This window comes from Streptomyces sp. NPDC003379, assembly GCF_053589195.1.
Genome location: NZ_JBSFRK010000063.1, coordinates 1 through 17,263, shown reverse-complemented (window position 1 = coordinate 17,263; position 17,263 = coordinate 1). Strand labels below are relative to the sequence as shown.

The window sequence follows — 17,263 nt, the reverse complement described above, 5'->3', positions numbered from 1 at the left end:
GTGGGAGGGTGCTACTGGCGCGGGGCCGGGGCCTCAGGCGGTGCCGCGCACGACCAGGCGACGGCTGCTGACGGTGAAGGTGCCGCCGTCCTCGTCCATCACGCGTGCCTCGGAGAAGCCTGCTGTGCGGAACCATTCGAGGATCTCGGGGGCGGTGAACATGCGGACGCTGTAGCGCGCGCGGTCCACGACCGAGTCCCGGATGGTGATCTTCTCCGCGTAGTAGCGGCTTGCCACGGCGTCCAGTTCCTGGATGTCGATGGCCATGTCCTCGCCGCGGCGGAGCACGTCGACGTGCATCTCATGGTTGGCGAGGATGCTCGGTATGTGCCGGTACGGTGAGTGCATGTCGAGCAGGAAATGGCCACCGGGGCGCAATGCGCGTCGATAGCGGTGGAGGATGTCCCGGTCGGTTTCGTCGTCGAAATATCCGAACGAGCTGTACCAGGACACGGCGGCGTCGAATTCCGCGTCGAAGGACATCTCCCGTAGATCGATGTGGCGGTAGTCGACGCCGACACCCATCGTCGCCGCCTCGTCGGCGGCCATGGCGAGAAACCGTTCGTCCCGGTCGATCCCGACCACCGAATATCCTTGCGCGGCCAGCACGTTGGCGTGTCGGCCGTGTCCGCAGGGCGCGTCGAGCAGGGCCATACCGGGTTCCAATCCACCCAGTTTCACCATGCTCGCCACTTCCCGTTCGTTCAGTTCGGGAGTGAAGTCGGGGAGGTCGAAGTGGTCGTAGTCCTGCCCGAAAAGGATGTCCCAGTCCACATGCGGTTGCCTGGAATTCATGATTTACAGGCTAGGACCTGATCGCGTTTTTGGGCAACGACGGAAATTACTTCAGTCGCTGTGCCAGGCTCGCCACAGTTCGGCGTACGCGCCGTTCGCCGCGAGCAGTTCGTGATGGCTGCCGAGTTCCCGGATGCGGCCGTTGTCCACCACGGCGATCCGGTCGGCGTCCTGGGCGGTGTGCAGACGGTGCGCGATGGCGATGACGGTCCGGCCGCGCAGTACGGCGGCCAGAGCGCGTTCGGTGTGGCGCGCGGTGGCCGGGTCCAGGAGCGCGGTGGCCTCGTCCAGGATGACGGTGTGCGGGTCGGCGAGCACCAGCCGTGCCAGGGCGATCTGTTGGGCTTGGGCCGCGGTCAGCGGATGGCCCGCGGAGCCCACCACGGTGTCGAGGCCGTCGGGCAGTTCGGCTGCCCAGGGTGCCGCGCCCACTGCCTCCAGGGCGTGCCGGACCTCCTCCTGAGCCGCGGGCCGGGCCAGGGTGACGTTCTCCTGGAGAGTGCCGCGGAAGATGTGGTGCTCCTGGGTGACCAGCGCGATCCGGCGCCGGAGCTCATCGGTGCTCAGCTCCACCAGCCGTATCCCGCCGAGTTCGACGCTGCCGGAGCCGGGGGCGTAGATGCCCGCCATGAGCTTGCCGAGAGTGGACTTCCCGGAGCCGGAGGGGCCGACCACGGCCAGCCGCTCGCCGGGAGCGAGGTCCAGGTCCACGCCCTTCAGGATGTCGTGGCCCGGAAGGTAGGCGTAGGTGACCTGGCGGGCGGTGAGCTGCCGGTCGGCGGGGTGTGCGCCGGTGGGCCCGTGGTCGGCCGACAGCTTGCTGACGCCGAGCACCCGGGCCAGGGAGGCGGAGCCGATCTGGAGCTCGTCCATCCAGCTCAGCACGTCGTCGAGCGGGAAGATCAGCTGGCGTACGTAGAGCGTGGACGCGACGACCTGGCCGAGGGTGGCGAGGTCCCGCGTATAGAGCAGGCCACCGACAACGAGAGTCGCCGCTACGGGCACGGCGTAGCTGAACTCGACCAGCAGATACCAGGAGCTGCGCAGCCACATGGTGTGCCGCTCCGCCGCGTAGGCCGTCCCGAGGTCACGGTCCAGGGCACGGCTGCGCCATGTCCGCAGCCGCAGGGCCTCGACCGTACGGGCGCCGGGCACCGTCTCGGCGAGGCTGTCGCCCAGCGCCGTGTAGCTGGCGCCGCGCCGCCGGTAGCTGGCGCCGGAACGGCGCAGGTACCAGCGGGTGCCGACCCACAGCAGCGGGACGACGAGGAAGCTGGGCAGGGCGGTGAGCGGACCGACCAGCAGCAGGGCGGTGAAGGTGAACAGGCAGGTCATCACCGCGATCAGCGTTTCGGGTACCGCGTAGCGCACGGTGTTGGTGAGCGCGTCGGTGTCGCGGGAGGCCCGGGTGATGAGGTCTCCGGGCTCCGCGTCCTCCACGGTGGACAGGGGCAGGCGGACGATCCGGTCGACGAAGTCCTCACGGACCTCGGCGGTGACCTTCTCGCCGAACCGGCAGGAGCGTTGGACCGCCCAGTAGGTCAGGACCGCCTGCGTCAGCAGTGACAGGAGCAGGCCGAGGCCGATGTAGTTCACGGTGCTCAGCGTCGTGCTGTCGACGACCTCGTCCAGGAGGCGTCCGATCAGCCAGGGCCCTGTCAGGCCGCAGACCGCGGCCAGCCCGTGCAGCACCAGCATCCAGGCCAGGTCGCCGCGGTGGCGGCGGGCCAGCGCCAGGCCGTGCGCCCGCACCTCCGCGGTGTCGGCCACCGGTAGCTGTGTCCCGGTCATTCGCCGCTCCCTCGGGTCGCGAGCGTGATGGACGGTGTGGGCACGGGCTCCGTCTCGCCGGTTTCCCGCTGGATGACCAGGCGGTAGTCGGCGTCGGCGGCGAGCAGTTCGCGGTGGGTCCCGGTCGCGACGACGCGGCCCTCCCGCAGGAAGGACACCTGGTCGGCGTGGTCGAGCAGCAGCGGGCTCGCGCTGACCAGGACGGTGGTGCGGCCGGCCCGTGCGGTGCGCAGGCGTCGCACGATGACGTCCTCGGTGTGCGCGTCGACCGCCGATGTGGGGTCGACGACGATCAGTACGTCGGGGTCGGTCAGCAGGGCCCGGGCGAGGACGAGGCGTTGCCGCTGACCTCCGGAGAAGCGGCGGCCGTCGGCTGTGATCTCGGTGTCGAGGCCGTCGGGCAGCAGTGCGACGACGTCTTCCGCGGAGGCCACTCGCAGGGCCCGGGCGAGAGCGGCGTCGTCGGCGGTTCCGTGCGGGTCGAGCGCGGTACGCAGGGGGCCGCGGAAGAGGCGGGAGCGGTTGTCGACGACCAGGATGTGGCGGCGGACCTCGTCGGGCGGCAGGCCGGTGAGGAGCCTGCCGTCCAGGCGGACGGGGGCGTCGGTGTACCCGCCGAGGCGGTCGGCGAGCCGCACGCCGTCGGCCGGCGGTGCGACCACGACATGAAGGGTGCCGGAGGTGACCGTGAAGCCGGAGGTCTCGTCGGTGAGTTCATCGATCGGGGTGTCCACAGGGCCGGTGTCCGTCCGGCGGCCGGACTTGGGCTCCATGGCGAGCAGGGTCACCGCGCGCCGGGCGGCCACATGGGCGCGAGCGAACCGGTCGGCGGTCTCGGTGAAGGTGCCGAGCGGCTCCACGAGGAAGGCGGCGTAGGCGTAGAAGGCGACCAGTTCGCCGGGGGTAACGTCACCGGCGACGGCCGCTCGCGCGCCGATCCAGGTGACCGTGCCGACCAGCAGCCCGGGCAGCAGCACCTGAGCGCTGCGGATGAGGGCCTCCGCCCCGGCCACCTGGGAGCCGGCCGTGCGCACCCGCTGCGAGCGTTCGCGGTAGGAGCGGGCGAACGACAGCTCTCCGCCGACGCCCCGCAGCACGCGCAGCCCCGCGACCATGTCGGTGAGCCGGGAGGTCATCTCGCCCTGCAGGTCACGGTAGGCGCTCTGCCGGCGGTGCAGGGGCCGCAGCGTGTAGCCCATGGCGAGGACGATGGCGGGCACCGCGATGATCAGCATCATGCCGAGTGTGGCGGACTGGTCGAGCAGGACGACGGCGACGAGGACGACGGAGACCACGGCGCCGACGGTGCGGCCGACGATGTCGAAGGCGTGGCCCAGGGCGTTCATGTCCGAGGTGCCGACGCTGACCAGTTCTCCCTCGTCCACGCGCCGTTCCAGCGTGGAGCCGAGCAGGTGGGCCTGGCGGACGACGAGTTGCACCGTGTGGAAGCCCGCGGAGAGCGAGTTGTACATGTTGAGGCGTCGGCGGACGGTGCCGGAAACGGCTTGCACGACGCCGAGGCCGAGCAGGACGGCCGCCCAGGACAGGACGGTGCGCATGTCACCGGGCACCAGTCCCTCGTCGATGGCCTCCCGGATGACCACCGGCATGAGCGCCTGCGACCCCAGCCACAGAATGCCGCAGAACGCGGCGGCGCTCAGGGGCCAGACGATGCGGCCCGCGAGCCACAGCAAATACCGTGTCGCCGAGCGGATATCGGGATTTCCAGGGTCTCCGGCAGGTAACGGGCGCATTGCGCGAGGATACCGAAGGCCTCGGACACGGCGTCAACCGGCGGCACGCCGCTGCCTCCCGCTGTTCGAGTGCGCAAGGTAAGCAGTCGAACGTCGTTCCCTGGCGGCCGCTCGCCCGACCGCCGGAATTCCCCCTAGCCTCGGGTGTCCACCGGGAAGCCAACGAACCGGAGAGTCAACTGTGCTGATCCATGAAACTCCCCTGGCCGGCGCCGCACTCATCGAACTCGAAAGACACAAGGACGACCGGGGTTTCTTCTCCCGTTCATTCTGCCGGGAGGAATTCGAGCGGGCCGGACTGGAACCGACCGTGGCACAGGGCAACCTGTCGTTCAATCACCGCAGGGGAACCCTTCGCGGATTCCACTACCAGCTGGCGCCGAACGCGGAGGCCAAAACGATCCGCTGCGTCCGGGGGGCCGTCTACGACGTCATCGTCGACCTTCGGCCCGACTCCCCCACTTTTCTACGGCACTTCGGCACCGAACTGACCGCCGACAACCGCCTGGCCCTGCACGTCCCCAGGAATTTCGCGCACGCCTATCTGACGCTGACCGACGAAGCCGAGACCCTGTACCAGGTCTCCACCGCGTACACCCCCGGCGCCGAGCGGGGCCTGCGCTGGGACGATCCGGCGCTGGCCGTGGAGTGGCCCGTGCCGGTGGAGGTGGTGTCGGACAAGGACGGCGGCTGGCCGCTGCTGGCCGACGTTCCGGTGGCTGCGCGATGATCATCGTCGACACCGCGCTGCGTCGTCGCGCGGAGCAGGGCCGGCCGATCCGGGTCGGCATGGTGGGCGCCGGGTTCATGGGGCGCGGACTGGCCCTCCACATCGTCCGGTCGGTGCCCGGCATGCGACTGGCGGCGATCGCCAACCGCACCCTCCAGGCCGCCGAACGCGCCTGCGCGGAGGCGGGTGTCCAGCCGGTACGCGCGACCACCGCGGCCCAGGTCGAGGCGGCCGTGGCCGCCGGGCGCACCGCGGTGACCGAGGACGCGTTCGCCCTGCTCGCCGCCGAGGGGATCGACTGCCTGGTCGATGTCACCGGCGCCGTGGAGTTCGGTGCCCACGTCACCGTCGCCGCCATCGAGCGCGGTCTGCCCGTGGTGACGATGAACGCGGAGCTCGACGGGACCGTCGGGCCGTTGCTCGCCCATCGCGCCCGCAAGGCCGGGACCGTCCTGACCGGCGCCGACGGTGATCAGCCCGGTGTGCAGGGCAATCTGCTGCGCTTCGTGCGCGGCCTCGGCGTGACACCGTTGGTCGCCGGCAACGTCAAGGGCCTCCAGGACGAGTACCGCACGCCCACCACCCAGCGGGGCTTCGCCGAGCGCTGGGGCCAGAACGTGCACATGGTCACCAGCTTCGCCGACGGCACGAAGGTCTCCTTCGAGCAGGCGATCGTGGCCAATGCCCATGGCTTCACGGTGGGTCGGCGCGGGATGTACGGGCGCGAGCACCACGGCCATGTCGACGAGCTGACCGACGTCTACGACCTCGACGAACTGCGCGGGCTCGGCGGTGTCGTCGACTACGTGGTCGGTGCCAGGCCGGGCCCGGGTGTGTATGTGATCGGCACCCACGACGACCCCCGGCAGCGGCACTACCTGGAGCTGTACAAGCTCGGCAAGGGGCCGCTGTACAGCTTCTACACTCCGTACCACCTCTGCCACTTCGAGGTCCCCCACACCATCGCGCGCGCCATCGACTTCGCCGACGCGGCGCTGACCGCGCCGGCCGGTCCGCGCGTGGACGTGGTCGCCACGGCCAAGCGCGATCTGCGGGCCGGGGCGGTCGTCGACGGCCTCGGCGGATACGACACGTACGGCGTCGCCGAGACCCATGCCGCCACCCGTGCCCTGGGGCTGCTCCCCATGGGGCTGGCCGAAGGGTGCGTGCTGCTCAATGACATCGGCAAGGACGAGGTGCTCACCTATGACGACGTGCGGCTGCCATCGGGGCGGCTGATCGATGAGCTGCGCGGGGAACAGAACGAGCTGTTCCCCGCCTGACCTGGCCGGGCGGCCGGCTACTCCCACACCTTCCAGGGAGCGTTGCCGGCCGCCCACAGCTCACCCAGGTGCTGGTAGTCCTTGTAGGTGTCCATGGCGCACCAGAAGTCGTCGTGGGCATGCAGGGTCAACTGCCCGTCCCTGGCCAGCCGCTGCAAGGGCGCGCTCTCCAGCCACAGCCCCGGATCGTCGTCCAGGTACTCGTCGAGGAACTCCCGGCGGAACATGAAGAAGCCGCCCGAGACGAAGCCGGTGACCTGTGTGGGCTTCTCGTTGAACTCCAGGACCTCGGTGCCCGTGACGTCCATCTCACCGAACTTCGACGTCGGGTGGATGCCGGTGACCGTGCCGATCCGCCCCGCGTCCCGGTGTTCCTTCTCCAGCGCCGCGAGGTCGATGTTCCCGAGGCCGTCGCCGTAGCCCATCATGAAGTGGTCGGTGTCGACGTAGCGCCGCACCCGGCGCAACCGCGCGCCGGTGGCGGTGTTCAGGCCGGTCTCGGCGAAGGTGATCTCCCAGTTCTCGTCGGCCCGGTCGTCATGGAAACGGAGCCGGTGCTCGTCGCTGAGCGCGATGGTGAAGTCCGACATCTGGGCCCGGTAGTCCAGGAAGAACTGTTTGATGGCCCAGCCCTTGTATCCGAGGCACAGCACGAACCGGCGGAAGCCGTAGTGGCTGTAGATCTTCATGATGTGCCACAGGATCGGGCGGCCACCAATGTCCACCATGGCCTTGGGCAGGCGTTCGCTGGCCTCCCGGATGCGGGTGCCGTATCCCCCGCACAGGAGTACCACGGGTATGTCTGGGTTCACTGCGTCCCTCCTCGACCGATGTCGGCGCGATGCTCGGTGTGCGTCAGGTACGCGCGGCACGGACCCGCAGACTCTCGTCGAGTGAGCCTTCTCGCCGGCGGCGCGCGAGCACCGCGAGGCGGGTGAAGTCATCCTCGAAGGTGATACGGGTGAGCCCGCGTCGGCGGTACTCCCGGGCCAGCTGCGCCGCGCCGTCCGGGATGCTCCAGCGGGCCCGGTGGCCCAGTTCGGTCCGCGCCCGGGTGAAGTCGACCCGGTAGGAGCGCGGGTCGTTGCCGGTCTCGTTGGTGATCTCCACTCTGGAGCCGGGCACCGCCGCCGCGGCGGCCCGGGCGATCTCGGCGACCGTCCGGTTGTTCTCCTGCCTGCCGATGTTGAAGGCCCGGCCCCGCACCGTCTCGGCGGGGGCGGCCAGGGCGGCGACCGCGGCGTGGGCGATGTCCTCGGCGTGGACCAGCGGGCGCCACGCCGTGCCGTCGGACAGGACGGTGACCCGGCCGGTGAGCAGTGCCCGGCCGACCAGGTTGTTGAGCACGATGTCGGAGCGCAGCCGCGGGGAGAAGCCGAAGGCCGTGGCGTTGCGCAGGAAGACAGGGGCGAAGTCGGCGTCGGCCAGCTCCACGAGGTCGTCCTCGACCCGCACCTTGGAGACCGCGTACGGCGTGACGGGCTTGAGCGGGGCGTCCTCGTCGACCGGCTCGTCACCGGGCTGGGCGCCGTACACGGAGCAGGTCGAGGCGTAGACGAAACGGCGGACCCCGGCCTCCTTGGCCAGCCGTGCCAGGCGGGTGGAGGCGTGGTGGTTGATGGCATGGGTGAGGTCCGGGTCCAAGGAGCCCAGCGGGTCGTTGGAGAGGGCGGCCAGGTGCACCACGCCGTCGAGGCCGTGGAGCGTCTCCGCGCTGACGTCGCGCAGGTCCAAGGCTTCTCCCGGAACGTCGGGGGCGTCCAGGGTGCCGAGGACGCGGGCGGCGAAGAGGCCGCTGTCCAGGCCGGTGACCTGGTGGCCGGCCGCGGTCAGGACGGGGGCCATGACGGTGCCCAGGTAGCCCTGGTGTCCGGTGAGCAGGATGCGCACGGGTCTGTACTCCCTCGTCAGTCGAGTACCGCGCGCCAGCGCGGGTCGCTCACGTCCACACCGGACGCGGTGAACTTGCCGTGCAGCTCTTCCCGCAGCTGCTCAAGGGATGTCGCCGACTGGCGCAGGTTGGCCGCGAGGCGGTCCCCGCGGGCGCGGTACGAGGCGGGGGCGTCGAGCCTGGTGTTGAACTGCTGGAGCAGCAGCGCGTCCATATGCGCCGACCAGGGCAGTTCGTGGATGCCTGCGGCGATCTCGCTGGGCCGCAGCCGGTGCCAGTACGAGATGCCGCCCGCGTGCACCATCTGCGGTGCGAACACCTTCGTGCCGGGGAAGGTGTGGAAGTGGGTGATGCGCCACCCCGCGGCGAGCGCCATCAGCTGGTAGAACATCAGTCCGTCGAAGACGACCCGGATGACGCTGTTCCCGTTCTGCGCGTGGTGGTACCGCTCGTGGCTGCGGACCTCGCGGCCGTCGTCGAGGACGTCGAGGAGGCCGCCCTGGGGGAACGGCAGTCGACGCTCCTCCAGGGCCAGCACCTTGGCGAGGGCCTCCTCGTGGTGCGGTTCGATCAGGCGCACCATGGCGCCGTCGATCTCCTTCTCCGGGCCCGGCGGGGTGTAGGAGTACGCGGCCGGGGAGACGGGTCCGCCGATGGCGCGCTCGATCTCGGGGCGGGCCGCCGGGTCGAGCGCCATGAACGGCGGGGCTGCGAGCGGGATCGGGCCGTAGCTCAGGGGGCTGCTGACGGCCACCCCCGGCCCCAGGCCGTCCATGCAGCGGGTGAACCAGTCCGCGTCGGCGACGAAGCAGTCGCTGTCCACGATGCCGTACGGCCGGTCGAGGTTGCGCAGCAGGAACTCGAAGATCTCGTGGCTGCCGATCCCTTCGTCCAGGTCGAAGGCGGGCAGGCCGTCACTCATGGTGTCGCGCAGGGCGATCTCCTGCGCGGTCAGCCCGCTGCTGACGAAGGCGAAGTTCAGGCCCTGCGGCACGAAGCGAAGGAAGTGCTGGATGACGTGCAGCAGTCCGGAGGAGAAGAAACAGAACCAGACCGGGGTGTCGGCCGGCAGCTCGGCGAGGAACTTCTGGAACCGCTCGTCCTCGGACAGCAGGGCCTCGTCGTAGGAGGGCCCCGCTGTGGGCTCCGGAGTGGAATGCGCGTGCGTCTGCATACTGACCCCATGGCATCAGGCTGTGGAACGCGGACATTTCATGGCCCGCAGGGCGGCGGTGGGATCAGAGGATGTCCCAGTACTCGCCGAGCAGGAACGGTATTCCGAACGAGATCGACTTCTTCTCGTTGGGGCGGTAGTCGGCGCGGGGAATGGTGCGGAAGTCCATGCTCACCCGGCTGGTGGGGGTGTCGTTGACGACGTTGCCGTGCCAGGAGTTGGCGCCGTCGAAGACGATCACATCGCCGTACTCGGCGGTCACCGGCTCCTGGTCGATCCACAGGGTGTTGTTGCCGTACGCCCTGGTGAGCGGCACCCAGTAGTTGACTTCGGCGGGGTGGTGCCCGAAGTCGCGGTCGCGGTGCCACTCGCCGACGGCGAGGGAGTTGCGCAGGTGCACCCGGAAGGTCGGGACGCGCTGCACGTAGTGGCTCTCCGCGTCGGGGCCGAGGATCTCCTGGGCCAGCTTGCGGTAGATCGGCGCGATGGCGTCGAAGTTGTCGTAGAACCGTCTGTGATGGTCCGTGCTCTGGTCGCTCTCCCGGGTCGCCACCCGGTCGCTCGCCGCGAGCTTCTCGAGGTCGTCCACCGCCAGGATCTCGCGTACGTACGGGGCGATCGGAATGTTCGTGACGTCGTAACGCAGACGTGTGTATGTCGCCATGGCGCCCCTCCTCACACCTTCATCCGGCCGCGGAGCCGGGTGCACCGCCGGTACCAGTCGTCCACCAGCTCGTCGACCGCCGGGTCGCCGGACTCCCCGTCGCTCACCTCGAATCCCCGGCCGGTCGCGCGCAGCGCCAGGCGGCGGGCGGCGATCCGCAGCGGGATCGTCGGCACGGTCAGTTCCTCCAGGCAGCTCCCCACCCGCTCCAGCGGGCTGAGGTCGAAGAACTGCCGTTGCCACCGCAGTTCGTTGTGGCGCCAGTCCCGCAGACCGTTGAAACCGCGGCCTTCGTTGTGGTGCATCACGTCCTGGAGGTCCTGGACGACGACGCGTTTGCCGGCGTCGCGCACCAGGGAGGCGAGGATGACGCCGAGCCCTTCGAAGCCGCGGTAGCGGCCGGCCGGGAAGCGTACGTTCTCGATGACCCAGCGGTTGACGCAGAGGATCACGTCGTCCACCGCGTGCACCTCGTGCAGGCCCGAGCCGTGATCGTGCACCTTGTCGTAGTCGGTGACGCGTCCGCGCCGGGTCGCCTTCTCGTTCCACCAGGCCAGGGAGACGGTGTCCGAGCCACCGAGGGATCCGAGCATGCCCACGGAGTCGTCCTCGAAGACCGGGCCGACCACGTCGACAGGGTTCTTCCGCAGTTCGACGTCGTCGTGGAGCATCACCAGTCCGGTGACCTCGGAGTTGGCGGCCGCCTGGTCGAACATGGCGTTGTACGCCTCGAACATGGAGCGTTGGCCGCGCATGGTGAACAGCGGGCTGCCGGGTGTGCGTACGCGCTCGATGCCCGGGCGGCAGATGCGGTCGAAGAGGTCGGACGGGCCGACGCAGACTCCGTAACCGATCACGTTGGTCGAACCTCCTGTCAGTCGGGGAGTTGGTCGGCCCGCGGCGGCCGGGGGGTCCGCCGCGGGCCCGGACAGGACGTCACGGCCGGTAGGTCTCCAGGGAGCCCGAGCGCCGGACGTCCAGCGTGGCGCAGTGGAAGCCGCCGCCGAGGGTGCGGGAGTGGGTGAGCTGGAGCGGCAGTACGTCCATGCCGTTCTTCTCCAGCAGCTTGATCAGCCCGGTCTGACGGCGGTCCACGACGGCCAGATCGGGGCGGACCACCAGCAGGTTCATCCCGATCCACACCGAGCAGTGCGGCCTGTCACCGGTGAACCCGATGTCCACCAGCTCCGGGCAGGTGATGGTCTGCCACGAGCGCAGGAAGCTGGGCATGTTGTCGTCGTTGACCCGCGCCGGGTTGATCAGGACAAGGCCGGGACGCAGCGGCACGATCGTGGAGTCGACATGCGTGGAGGCGTACAGGCCGCGGCAGGGGTGCACCGTATAGGCATCGCCGACGGCCGACTGGAGCCAGGTGGCGCCAAGTTCGTTGCCGCTGTCGGAGACCAGGTACAGCAGGTCGGTGCCGAAGCGGAGCACGTTGGCCGCGTCGAACACCGGCTCCTGGTTCCGCAGCCGCTCTCCCATGGGTGCGGTCGGCTCGTACATGGCGTCGGTGAGCCGCGGCTTGGGCGCGGAGAGCCACCGGCTGCCGCTGGCGAAGTAGTCGAGCAGGGTCTCCTTGTACGCCAGGGATTCGAGGAAGCGTGCGCGCAACGCCATCGGCGTCTCGATGATCGTCTCGCCCACGCAGAGCAGACCGTCGCGCGGGCAGTAGTCGTGGAAGCCGTCGGTCTGCCAGTCGGGGGTAGTGATCCGGGCGGAGTTGTCGCGCTGCTGAGGACGCCGGACCGTGACGCCGAGCTTGGTGAGCTCCTCGCACAGGACGTGCAGCTCCTCCTCGGTCTCCTTGAGGACCCGGTCCGGGTAGAGCCCGGACGGCACCTGGTCCTGGCTGTCGTACTCCCCCGCGTACTCCACGGCGAACACGCTGCGGTCCGCCCGGGGAACCCGCGCACCCACAGCCGTTCCGACGATGATCTCCTCCAGCGGATCCCATTCGTTGTGCACGCTGACCAGACTCATGGCATTCCTCATTGACTGTCGGCATGAATACGGAAAGGCTCCGGGAACGAAAGGGAGTTGTCCCGGCGGCCGAGGAGCGATGACTTCGGCGGCCAATCGGTCGACTTCGCGGGCAACCGTTTCTGCTGGGTTTTGCGAGCCGCCATTCAATTCGCGGTAACCATAGCGAAGTTGAGTGCCCGTCGGCGAGTGCGGCCGGTGTTCGACTGGGGATTCTCGGCAGTCGAACGCGAAACTCTCCCGGGAAAAGCCGAATCGGCGGTGCCGTGTGGCACCGCCGATTCGTTCGACGTCATCTCTTCCGGATCCGGCTCCGGGTCAGCGGTTGTGGAGTGCCTTCGCCATCGCGACCGATGACGGGGCGAGTGCGGTGCTGCCGCCCTCGATGTCCCACAGCTCGTTCTGCAGCAGTCGCCCCAGCGTCCAGCCGGCCGCACGCGCGGGATCCAGCCCGAGGACCTCGGTGAGCTGGTCGAAGCGGCGCCGCACCACACGCTCGGCGTCACCCTTGGCGACGACGTCGTCCCACCGGCTGTCCAGAGCGGGCCACAGGTCGAACCCGGGGTCGCCCGCGAGCGGTTCGGGGTCGATGGCGAGCCACGGCTCACGCTCCGCGGCGAGCACGTTGTCGTAGTGCAGGTCCCAGTGCAGCATCCGGTCGCCGGGCTCCTCGATCAGCTCGGCCACCGCCGACGCCCAGCCCCGCAGCAGCTGCCGGTCGGCCGGGTCGCTCAGGGCCGCGACCGCGCGCGGCACCCGCTCCAGCATGTCGGCGGCGATGTCCCCGAGACCGCGCAGGCCCTTCGGCGCGGGGACGGCGACCAGCCGCGCCAGCAGTTCGGCGAGGATGCCCGTGGCGACGTCGTCGTCGTCGAGCGAGGCCAGGGTGCGGGCCCCGTCCAGCCGCTCCAGCAGCATGGTGCTGGTGCCGGGATCGTGGTCGAGCAGCCGTACCGTGCCGGCGCCGTTCCATGTGCGCAGGCCGATGAGGGCGGCGGTGGTCTCCTCCCGTGGCAGCTGCAGCTTGAGGACCGCGCGCGTGCCGTCCTTGCGTAACACCGGCAGCACCAGTGAGGCTTCCCCGGCCCCGGCCGCACCGTCACGCACCAGCTCCCACCGGTCCAGGAACGCCGCGGCCAGTGCCGGCAGCCCTGCGATCCAGGCCCTCCCCTCCTCGCCGAATCCCCTGGCGTACGACGCCGCCAGGTGTTCCGGGATCTCGATCGCTTCTGACGTGCCCATATCGCAAATCCTTCAACGGAAGTTGTGTTACCCGCCGCAAGCTACCCGACATCGGCGGGTGCCAACGCCGCCGGACACGGTGGTGCGGCCGCCATCGGGGGCCGATACCGTCGCCGCCGTTCACGAGGCCACTTTCCCAAGGGAGTTGAGCGATGACAGCAGCGTTTCCGGACCGCCGAACCGGAGGGCCGGTCAATGCGGCGCGGCGGGACAGGCGGTGGCTGCGTCGGTGGGGCGCGGCCACCGCCGCCCTGCTGACGTCGGTCACCGTGTCCTCCGCGGCCCCTCCGCCCGGACCGGTCGCGAAGGCTTCCCGGCCCTTCCCTGCGGCACAGAACGTAATCCTCCTTATAGGCGACGGCATGGGTGACTCGGAGATCACCGCCGCGCGCAACTACGCCGTCGGCGCCCAGGGCAGGCTCGCGATGGACCGGCCCGCGATGACCGGATCGTCCCTGACCTCCGCGGTGAACGAGCGAGGCCGCCCCGACTACGTCACCGACTCCGCCGCCGGGGCCACGTCGTGGGCCACCGGGCACAAGACGGTCAACGGGCGGGTCTCCAGGACACCGGACACCAACGAGCCGCTGCCCACCCTGTTGGAGCTGGCCCAGCGGCAGGGATACGCCACCGGAAACGTCACCACGGCACAGCTGGCCGACGCGACCCCCGCCGCGCTCACGGCCCACGTCACCGACCGCTCGTGCAAGGGCCCGGCGGACATGGCGGCATGCCCGGCGGACACCTGGGCACGCGGCGGAGCCGGGTCCATCGCGGAACAGACGGTCGCCCTGCGGCCGGACGTGCTCCTCGGCGGCGGGGCGGACGTGTTCGCCCAGGAGGTCACCGAGGGGCCGCTGAGGGGCCGTTCGGTCCTGGATCAGGCGCGCGCCAGGGGCTATCAGGTCGTACGTGACCGCACCGGTCTGCGGGCGGCACGCCCGGACCGGCCGGTGCTCGGGCTCTGGGCACCCGAGACCGTGCCGGTGGAGTGGACGGGGACCCCGGCGTCGGCCGGCGGCACGCCGCCCCAGCGGTGCGTCGAGGGCAACCCGGCACGTCCGGCCGGCACGCCGTCCCTGGAGGAGTCCACCGAGGCCGCTCTGGCACTGCTGACGGCTCGCGGCGAGCGGCCCGGCGCCGGCCCGGGCGGCCCCCTCGACCCTTCCCACAAGGGGTTCTTCCTCCAGGTCGAGGGTGCCTCGATCGACGACCGGGCCCATGACGCCGATCCTTGCGGCCAGATCGGTGAGACCCTCGCCTTCGACCGTGCCGTGGCCGCGGCACTCACGTACGCGCAGCGCCATCCCCGTACGCTCGTCGTCGTCACGGCCGACCATGGGCACGCGGGTCAGATCCTGCCCCCGGAGGCGCGCCCGCCCGGCCTGTCCTCGACGCTCGTCACCGACGAGGGCTCGCACATGCAACTCGGGTACGCGAGCGCTGCCCCGGGCGAGGTACAGGAACACACGGGCGTGCCGGTGCGGGTCGCCGCGCGCGGGCCGCTGGCGCACCGCGTCCTCGGCGTCCACGAGAACACCGCGCTGTTCAGCACGGTGCGCGCCGCTCTCGGCCTTCGCCGAGCGTGAATTCGGCGGCCCCGGTCTCCGATTACTGCAGCGAAATCCCCTCCGCACGGCCCGGGTTGAAGAATTATGGCACCACCTTCAGCATGGTCCGGCGGAAGCGGATCTCCGCCCCTGCGGAAAGTCCTCCATGGACCTCCATGGATATGAAGGGTGTGTACTTTGAGTTCTTCCCAGCAATTACCCCGGTGGCCCCAGCTCTCGGACGAAGACATCGAGGCGGCGGTCGCGGCATTGCGGTCCAACCGTCTGGTGGGACAGGGCAATCCCGTCGTCGAGGAATTCGAGCGGGCGCTGGCCGCCGGCCAGCAGGTCGAGCACGCGGTCGCGGTGTCCACGGGCACCGCAGCGGTCCATCTGGCGCTGCACGCCCTCGATGTGGGCCCGGGCGACGAAGTGATCGTGCCGGCCCACACCTTCATCGGTTCGGCGAGCCCCATCACCTATCTCGGGGCCCGCCCGGTCTTCGCCGATGTCACCCCCGACACCCACTGCCTGGACCCGGACTCGGTGAAGTCCCTGCTTACCGAGCGGACCAAGGCGATCATCGTGGTGCACATCAACGGCGTCGCCGCCGACATGAGCGCCCTGTCCGCTCTCGCCACGGAGGCCGGTGTCCCGCTGGTGGAGGACATGGCGCAGGCGCTGGGCACCGCCATCGGCGGACGGCCGGTGGGCGGCTTCGGCGATCTGGCGTGCGTCAGCCTCTTCGAACAGAAGGTGATCACCTCCGGCGGCGAGGGCGGCGCCGTACTGACGGACAACCCCGTGTACGCCGAGCGCGTCCGACGGCTGCGCAGCCATGGCGAGGGCCCCATCGAAGGCCGCCCCGGTCTGATCTGGGCCCACGAGGTGGGGTACAACCACCGGCTGACCGCGGTGCAGGCCGCGATCGGCCTCAGCCAGCACTCCCGCCTGGCCGAGATGGTCGAGGCGCGCAGGCGCAATGCCGGGCACCTGTCCGGGCGGTTGGCGGATGTCGAGGGTCTGGAACTGCCCGTCGAGCCGGAGGACACCGTCCACGCCTTCTGGAAGTACGTCGTGCGCGCGGTCCCCGGGCACGGGCGGCCGCCCGCGGCCGAGATCGCGGCGACCCTGCGGTCCCGGGGCGTTCCGGTCCTGCTGCGCTACCCGTTCCCGCTCCACAAGCAGCCCGCCTTCGCCGAGCACGGGTCGGTGTCGCTGCCAGTGTCGGAACGGCTGTCGCAGGAGTTGCTCGCGCTGCCCTCGCACCCCGGCCTCGAGGAGCAGCACCTGGACCACATCGCGGACGAGGTCCGCAGGGCGTTCTCGCCGTGAGCCCGTCGTGGTGACCCAGGGGTGCCACCAGATGCCATCAGGAGAATCAGGAGAGCACATGTCCTCTGTCCCGCTGTCCGTCCCCGCCGGGGCCTGGCCGGCCGTCGATCCCGGGCCTCCGCTGCTGCTCGGCACCTCCGCCTTCGGACAGAACGAGCGGGCCTTCCCGGTGTACGACGCGTACTGGGAGAACGGTGGCCGCGCTTTCGACACCGCGTGGCTGTACGGGCACGCGTACGGCCCCGGCTGCTGCGAGCGGGCCTTCGGGGCCTGGGCGAAGTCCCGTGGTGTCGAGAAGGAGGTGTGGGTGCTGGCCAAGGGCGCGCACACGCCGGAGTGTCTGCCGGACCGGGTCGAGGCGCAGCTGGCCGAGAGCCTCGACCGGATGGAAAGGGGCGGCGCGGCCCTGTACATGCTGCACCGGGACAACCCTGAGGTGCCGGTCGGTGAGTTCGTGACCGTTCTGTCCGATCTCGTGGAGCGCGGTCTGATCGGTGCCTACGGGATGTCGAACTGGTCGCTGGAGCGGCTTCAGGAGGCCGTCTCCTACGCCCGGGAGCACGGCCTCTCGGCCCCCGCGGGCCTGAGCAACCAGTTCAGCCTCATCGACATGGTGCACCCCATCTATCCGGGGACGGTGAGCGCCCACGACGCCCGCTGGCGGTCCTGGCTCGCCGGGAGCGGGTTGACGCTGTACCCGTGGGCGAGTCAGGGGCGGGGCGCTCACGCCCTGGCGGACCCGGCCGAGTTGCGTACGCATCCCCTGGCGGAGAGCTGGTACAGCGAGACGAACACGGAGCGGCTGCGTCGGGCGCGGACGCTCGCCGAGCGCAAGGGCATCTCGTCGACGGGGATCGCGCTCGCCTGGACGCTGTCCCAGCCCTTCCCGGTCGTCGCGCTGATCGGGCCCCGGCAGCCGGAAGAGGTGCGCGACTCGATGACGGCGGCCGGGCACCGGCTCGACGAGGCGGAGTGCGAGTGGCTGGAGCACGGCACGGGGGCGCCTCCCGGAGTGTGACCGGTCGCCCTGTGGGGAGGGGGCGGGGGGCGGGGGGGGGGCGCGGGGGCCGG

General features: G+C 70.3%; 15 protein-coding genes. 5 read left to right on the top strand and 10 right to left on the bottom strand.

Going from position 1 to position 17,263, the window contains the following annotated elements; all coding sequences use genetic code 11:
- Positions 1 to 33: 33 nt before the first annotated feature.
- The 3 genes from ACWDVB_RS36615 to ACWDVB_RS36605 are packed head-to-tail and all read right to left on the bottom strand — an operon-like array spanning position 34 to position 4,340.
- On the bottom strand, positions 34 to 795 hold the full coding sequence (locus tag ACWDVB_RS36615) for a class I SAM-dependent methyltransferase (protein ID WP_451516531.1): 762 nt from the start codon (positions 793 to 795) through the stop codon (positions 34 to 36).
- 51 nt (positions 796 to 846) lie between these two features.
- On the bottom strand, positions 847 to 2,586 hold the full coding sequence (locus ACWDVB_RS36610) for an ABC transporter ATP-binding protein (RefSeq protein WP_451516532.1): 1,740 nt from the start codon (positions 2,584 to 2,586) through the stop codon (positions 847 to 849).
- On the bottom strand, positions 2,583 to 4,340 hold the full coding sequence (locus ACWDVB_RS36605) for an ABC transporter transmembrane domain-containing protein (protein ID WP_451516533.1): 1,758 nt from the start codon (positions 4,338 to 4,340) through the stop codon (positions 2,583 to 2,585). The genes ACWDVB_RS36610 and ACWDVB_RS36605 overlap by 4 nt, the downstream gene beginning before the upstream one ends.
- Positions 4,341 to 4,521: 181 nt before the next feature.
- Here ACWDVB_RS36605 and rfbC point away from each other — a divergent pair, with 181 nt between their 5' ends.
- Positions 4,522 to 5,070: a dTDP-4-dehydrorhamnose 3,5-epimerase gene (rfbC, locus tag ACWDVB_RS36600; RefSeq protein WP_451516534.1), complete on the top strand. Its 549-nt coding sequence runs from the start codon at positions 4,522 to 4,524 to the stop codon at positions 5,068 to 5,070.
- On the top strand, positions 5,067 to 6,353 hold the full coding sequence (locus ACWDVB_RS36595) for an NAD(P)H-dependent oxidoreductase (protein ID WP_451516535.1): 1,287 nt from the start codon (positions 5,067 to 5,069) through the stop codon (positions 6,351 to 6,353). Before rfbC ends, ACWDVB_RS36595 begins: the two co-directional genes overlap by 4 nt.
- A 17-nt stretch (positions 6,354 to 6,370) precedes the next feature.
- Here ACWDVB_RS36595 and ACWDVB_RS36590 read toward each other — a convergent pair whose 3' ends face one another.
- The 7 genes from ACWDVB_RS36590 to ACWDVB_RS36560 form a co-directional block, all read right to left on the bottom strand.
- Positions 6,371 to 7,165, bottom strand: a complete 795-nt coding sequence (locus ACWDVB_RS36590; RefSeq protein ID WP_451516536.1) for a glucose-1-phosphate cytidylyltransferase — start codon at positions 7,163 to 7,165, stop codon at positions 6,371 to 6,373.
- A gap of 43 nt (positions 7,166 to 7,208) precedes the next feature.
- Positions 7,209 to 8,243, bottom strand: coding sequence for an NAD-dependent epimerase/dehydratase family protein (locus tag ACWDVB_RS36585; protein ID WP_451516537.1), 1,035 nt, complete (start codon positions 8,241 to 8,243; stop codon positions 7,209 to 7,211).
- Positions 8,244 to 8,260: 17 nt separating this feature from the next.
- Positions 8,261 to 9,418, bottom strand: coding sequence for a dTDP-dihydrostreptose--streptidine-6-phosphate dihydrostreptosyltransferase (locus ACWDVB_RS36580; protein WP_451516538.1), 1,158 nt, complete (start codon positions 9,416 to 9,418; stop codon positions 8,261 to 8,263).
- 64 nt (positions 9,419 to 9,482) lie between these two features.
- Entirely contained in the window at positions 9,483 to 10,082 is a 600-nt protein-coding gene (locus ACWDVB_RS36575; protein WP_451516539.1) for a streptomycin biosynthesis protein StrG, read from the bottom strand.
- Positions 10,083 to 10,093: 11 nt separating this feature from the next.
- Positions 10,094 to 10,939 (bottom strand): glycosyltransferase, encoded by an 846-nt coding sequence (locus ACWDVB_RS36570; protein WP_451516540.1) that lies wholly within the window; start codon positions 10,937 to 10,939, stop codon positions 10,094 to 10,096.
- 79 nt (positions 10,940 to 11,018) lie between these two features.
- Positions 11,019 to 12,065 (bottom strand): inosamine-phosphate amidinotransferase 1, encoded by a 1,047-nt coding sequence (locus ACWDVB_RS36565; protein WP_451516541.1) that lies wholly within the window; start codon positions 12,063 to 12,065, stop codon positions 11,019 to 11,021.
- Between the two features lie 318 nt (positions 12,066 to 12,383).
- The gene (locus tag ACWDVB_RS36560) at positions 12,384 to 13,307 is read right to left on the bottom strand and encodes an aminoglycoside phosphotransferase family protein (RefSeq protein ID WP_451516542.1); all 924 of its coding nucleotides are present in this window, start codon (positions 13,305 to 13,307) and stop codon (positions 12,384 to 12,386) included.
- 152 nt (positions 13,308 to 13,459) lie between these two features.
- Here ACWDVB_RS36560 and ACWDVB_RS36555 point away from each other — a divergent pair, with 152 nt between their 5' ends.
- The 3 genes from ACWDVB_RS36555 (at position 13,460) to ACWDVB_RS36545 (ending at position 17,210) form a co-directional block, all read left to right on the top strand.
- On the top strand, positions 13,460 to 14,896 hold the full coding sequence (locus ACWDVB_RS36555) for an alkaline phosphatase (protein ID WP_451516543.1): 1,437 nt from the start codon (positions 13,460 to 13,462) through the stop codon (positions 14,894 to 14,896).
- A 159-nt stretch (positions 14,897 to 15,055) separates the two neighbouring features.
- A complete protein-coding gene (locus ACWDVB_RS36550; protein WP_451516544.1) occupies positions 15,056 to 16,192 on the top strand; it encodes a DegT/DnrJ/EryC1/StrS family aminotransferase in 1,137 nt (378 codons plus the stop codon).
- 58 nt (positions 16,193 to 16,250) lie between these two features.
- On the top strand, positions 16,251 to 17,210 hold the full coding sequence (locus tag ACWDVB_RS36545) for an aldo/keto reductase (RefSeq protein WP_451516545.1): 960 nt from the start codon (positions 16,251 to 16,253) through the stop codon (positions 17,208 to 17,210).
- Positions 17,211 to 17,263: the final 53 nt, after the last annotated feature.

Bases quoted from the DNA above. Each gene is read 5' to 3' on its own strand.
- ACWDVB_RS36610 (WP_451516532.1), bottom strand. From the start codon at position 2,586: ATGACCGGGACACAGCTACCGGTGGCCGACACCGCGGAGGTGCGGGCG.
- ACWDVB_RS36555 (WP_451516543.1), top strand. From the start codon at position 13,460: ATGACAGCAGCGTTTCCGGACCGCCGAACCGGAGGGCCGGTCAATGCG.
- ACWDVB_RS36605 (WP_451516533.1), bottom strand. From the start codon at position 4,340: ATGCGCCCGTTACCTGCCGGAGACCCTGGAAATCCCGATATCCGCTCG.
- ACWDVB_RS36575 (WP_451516539.1), bottom strand. From the start codon at position 10,082: ATGGCGACATACACACGTCTGCGTTACGACGTCACGAACATTCCGATC.
- ACWDVB_RS36545 (WP_451516545.1), top strand. From the start codon at position 16,251: ATGTCCTCTGTCCCGCTGTCCGTCCCCGCCGGGGCCTGGCCGGCCGTC.
- ACWDVB_RS36580 (WP_451516538.1), bottom strand. From the start codon at position 9,418: ATGCAGACGCACGCGCATTCCACTCCGGAGCCCACAGCGGGGCCCTCC.
- ACWDVB_RS36595 (WP_451516535.1), top strand. From the start codon at position 5,067: ATGATCATCGTCGACACCGCGCTGCGTCGTCGCGCGGAGCAGGGCCGG.
- ACWDVB_RS36560 (WP_451516542.1), bottom strand. From the start codon at position 13,307: ATGGGCACGTCAGAAGCGATCGAGATCCCGGAACACCTGGCGGCGTCG.
- ACWDVB_RS36565 (WP_451516541.1), bottom strand. From the start codon at position 12,065: ATGAGTCTGGTCAGCGTGCACAACGAATGGGATCCGCTGGAGGAGATC.
- ACWDVB_RS36615 (WP_451516531.1), bottom strand. From the start codon at position 795: ATGAATTCCAGGCAACCGCATGTGGACTGGGACATCCTTTTCGGGCAG.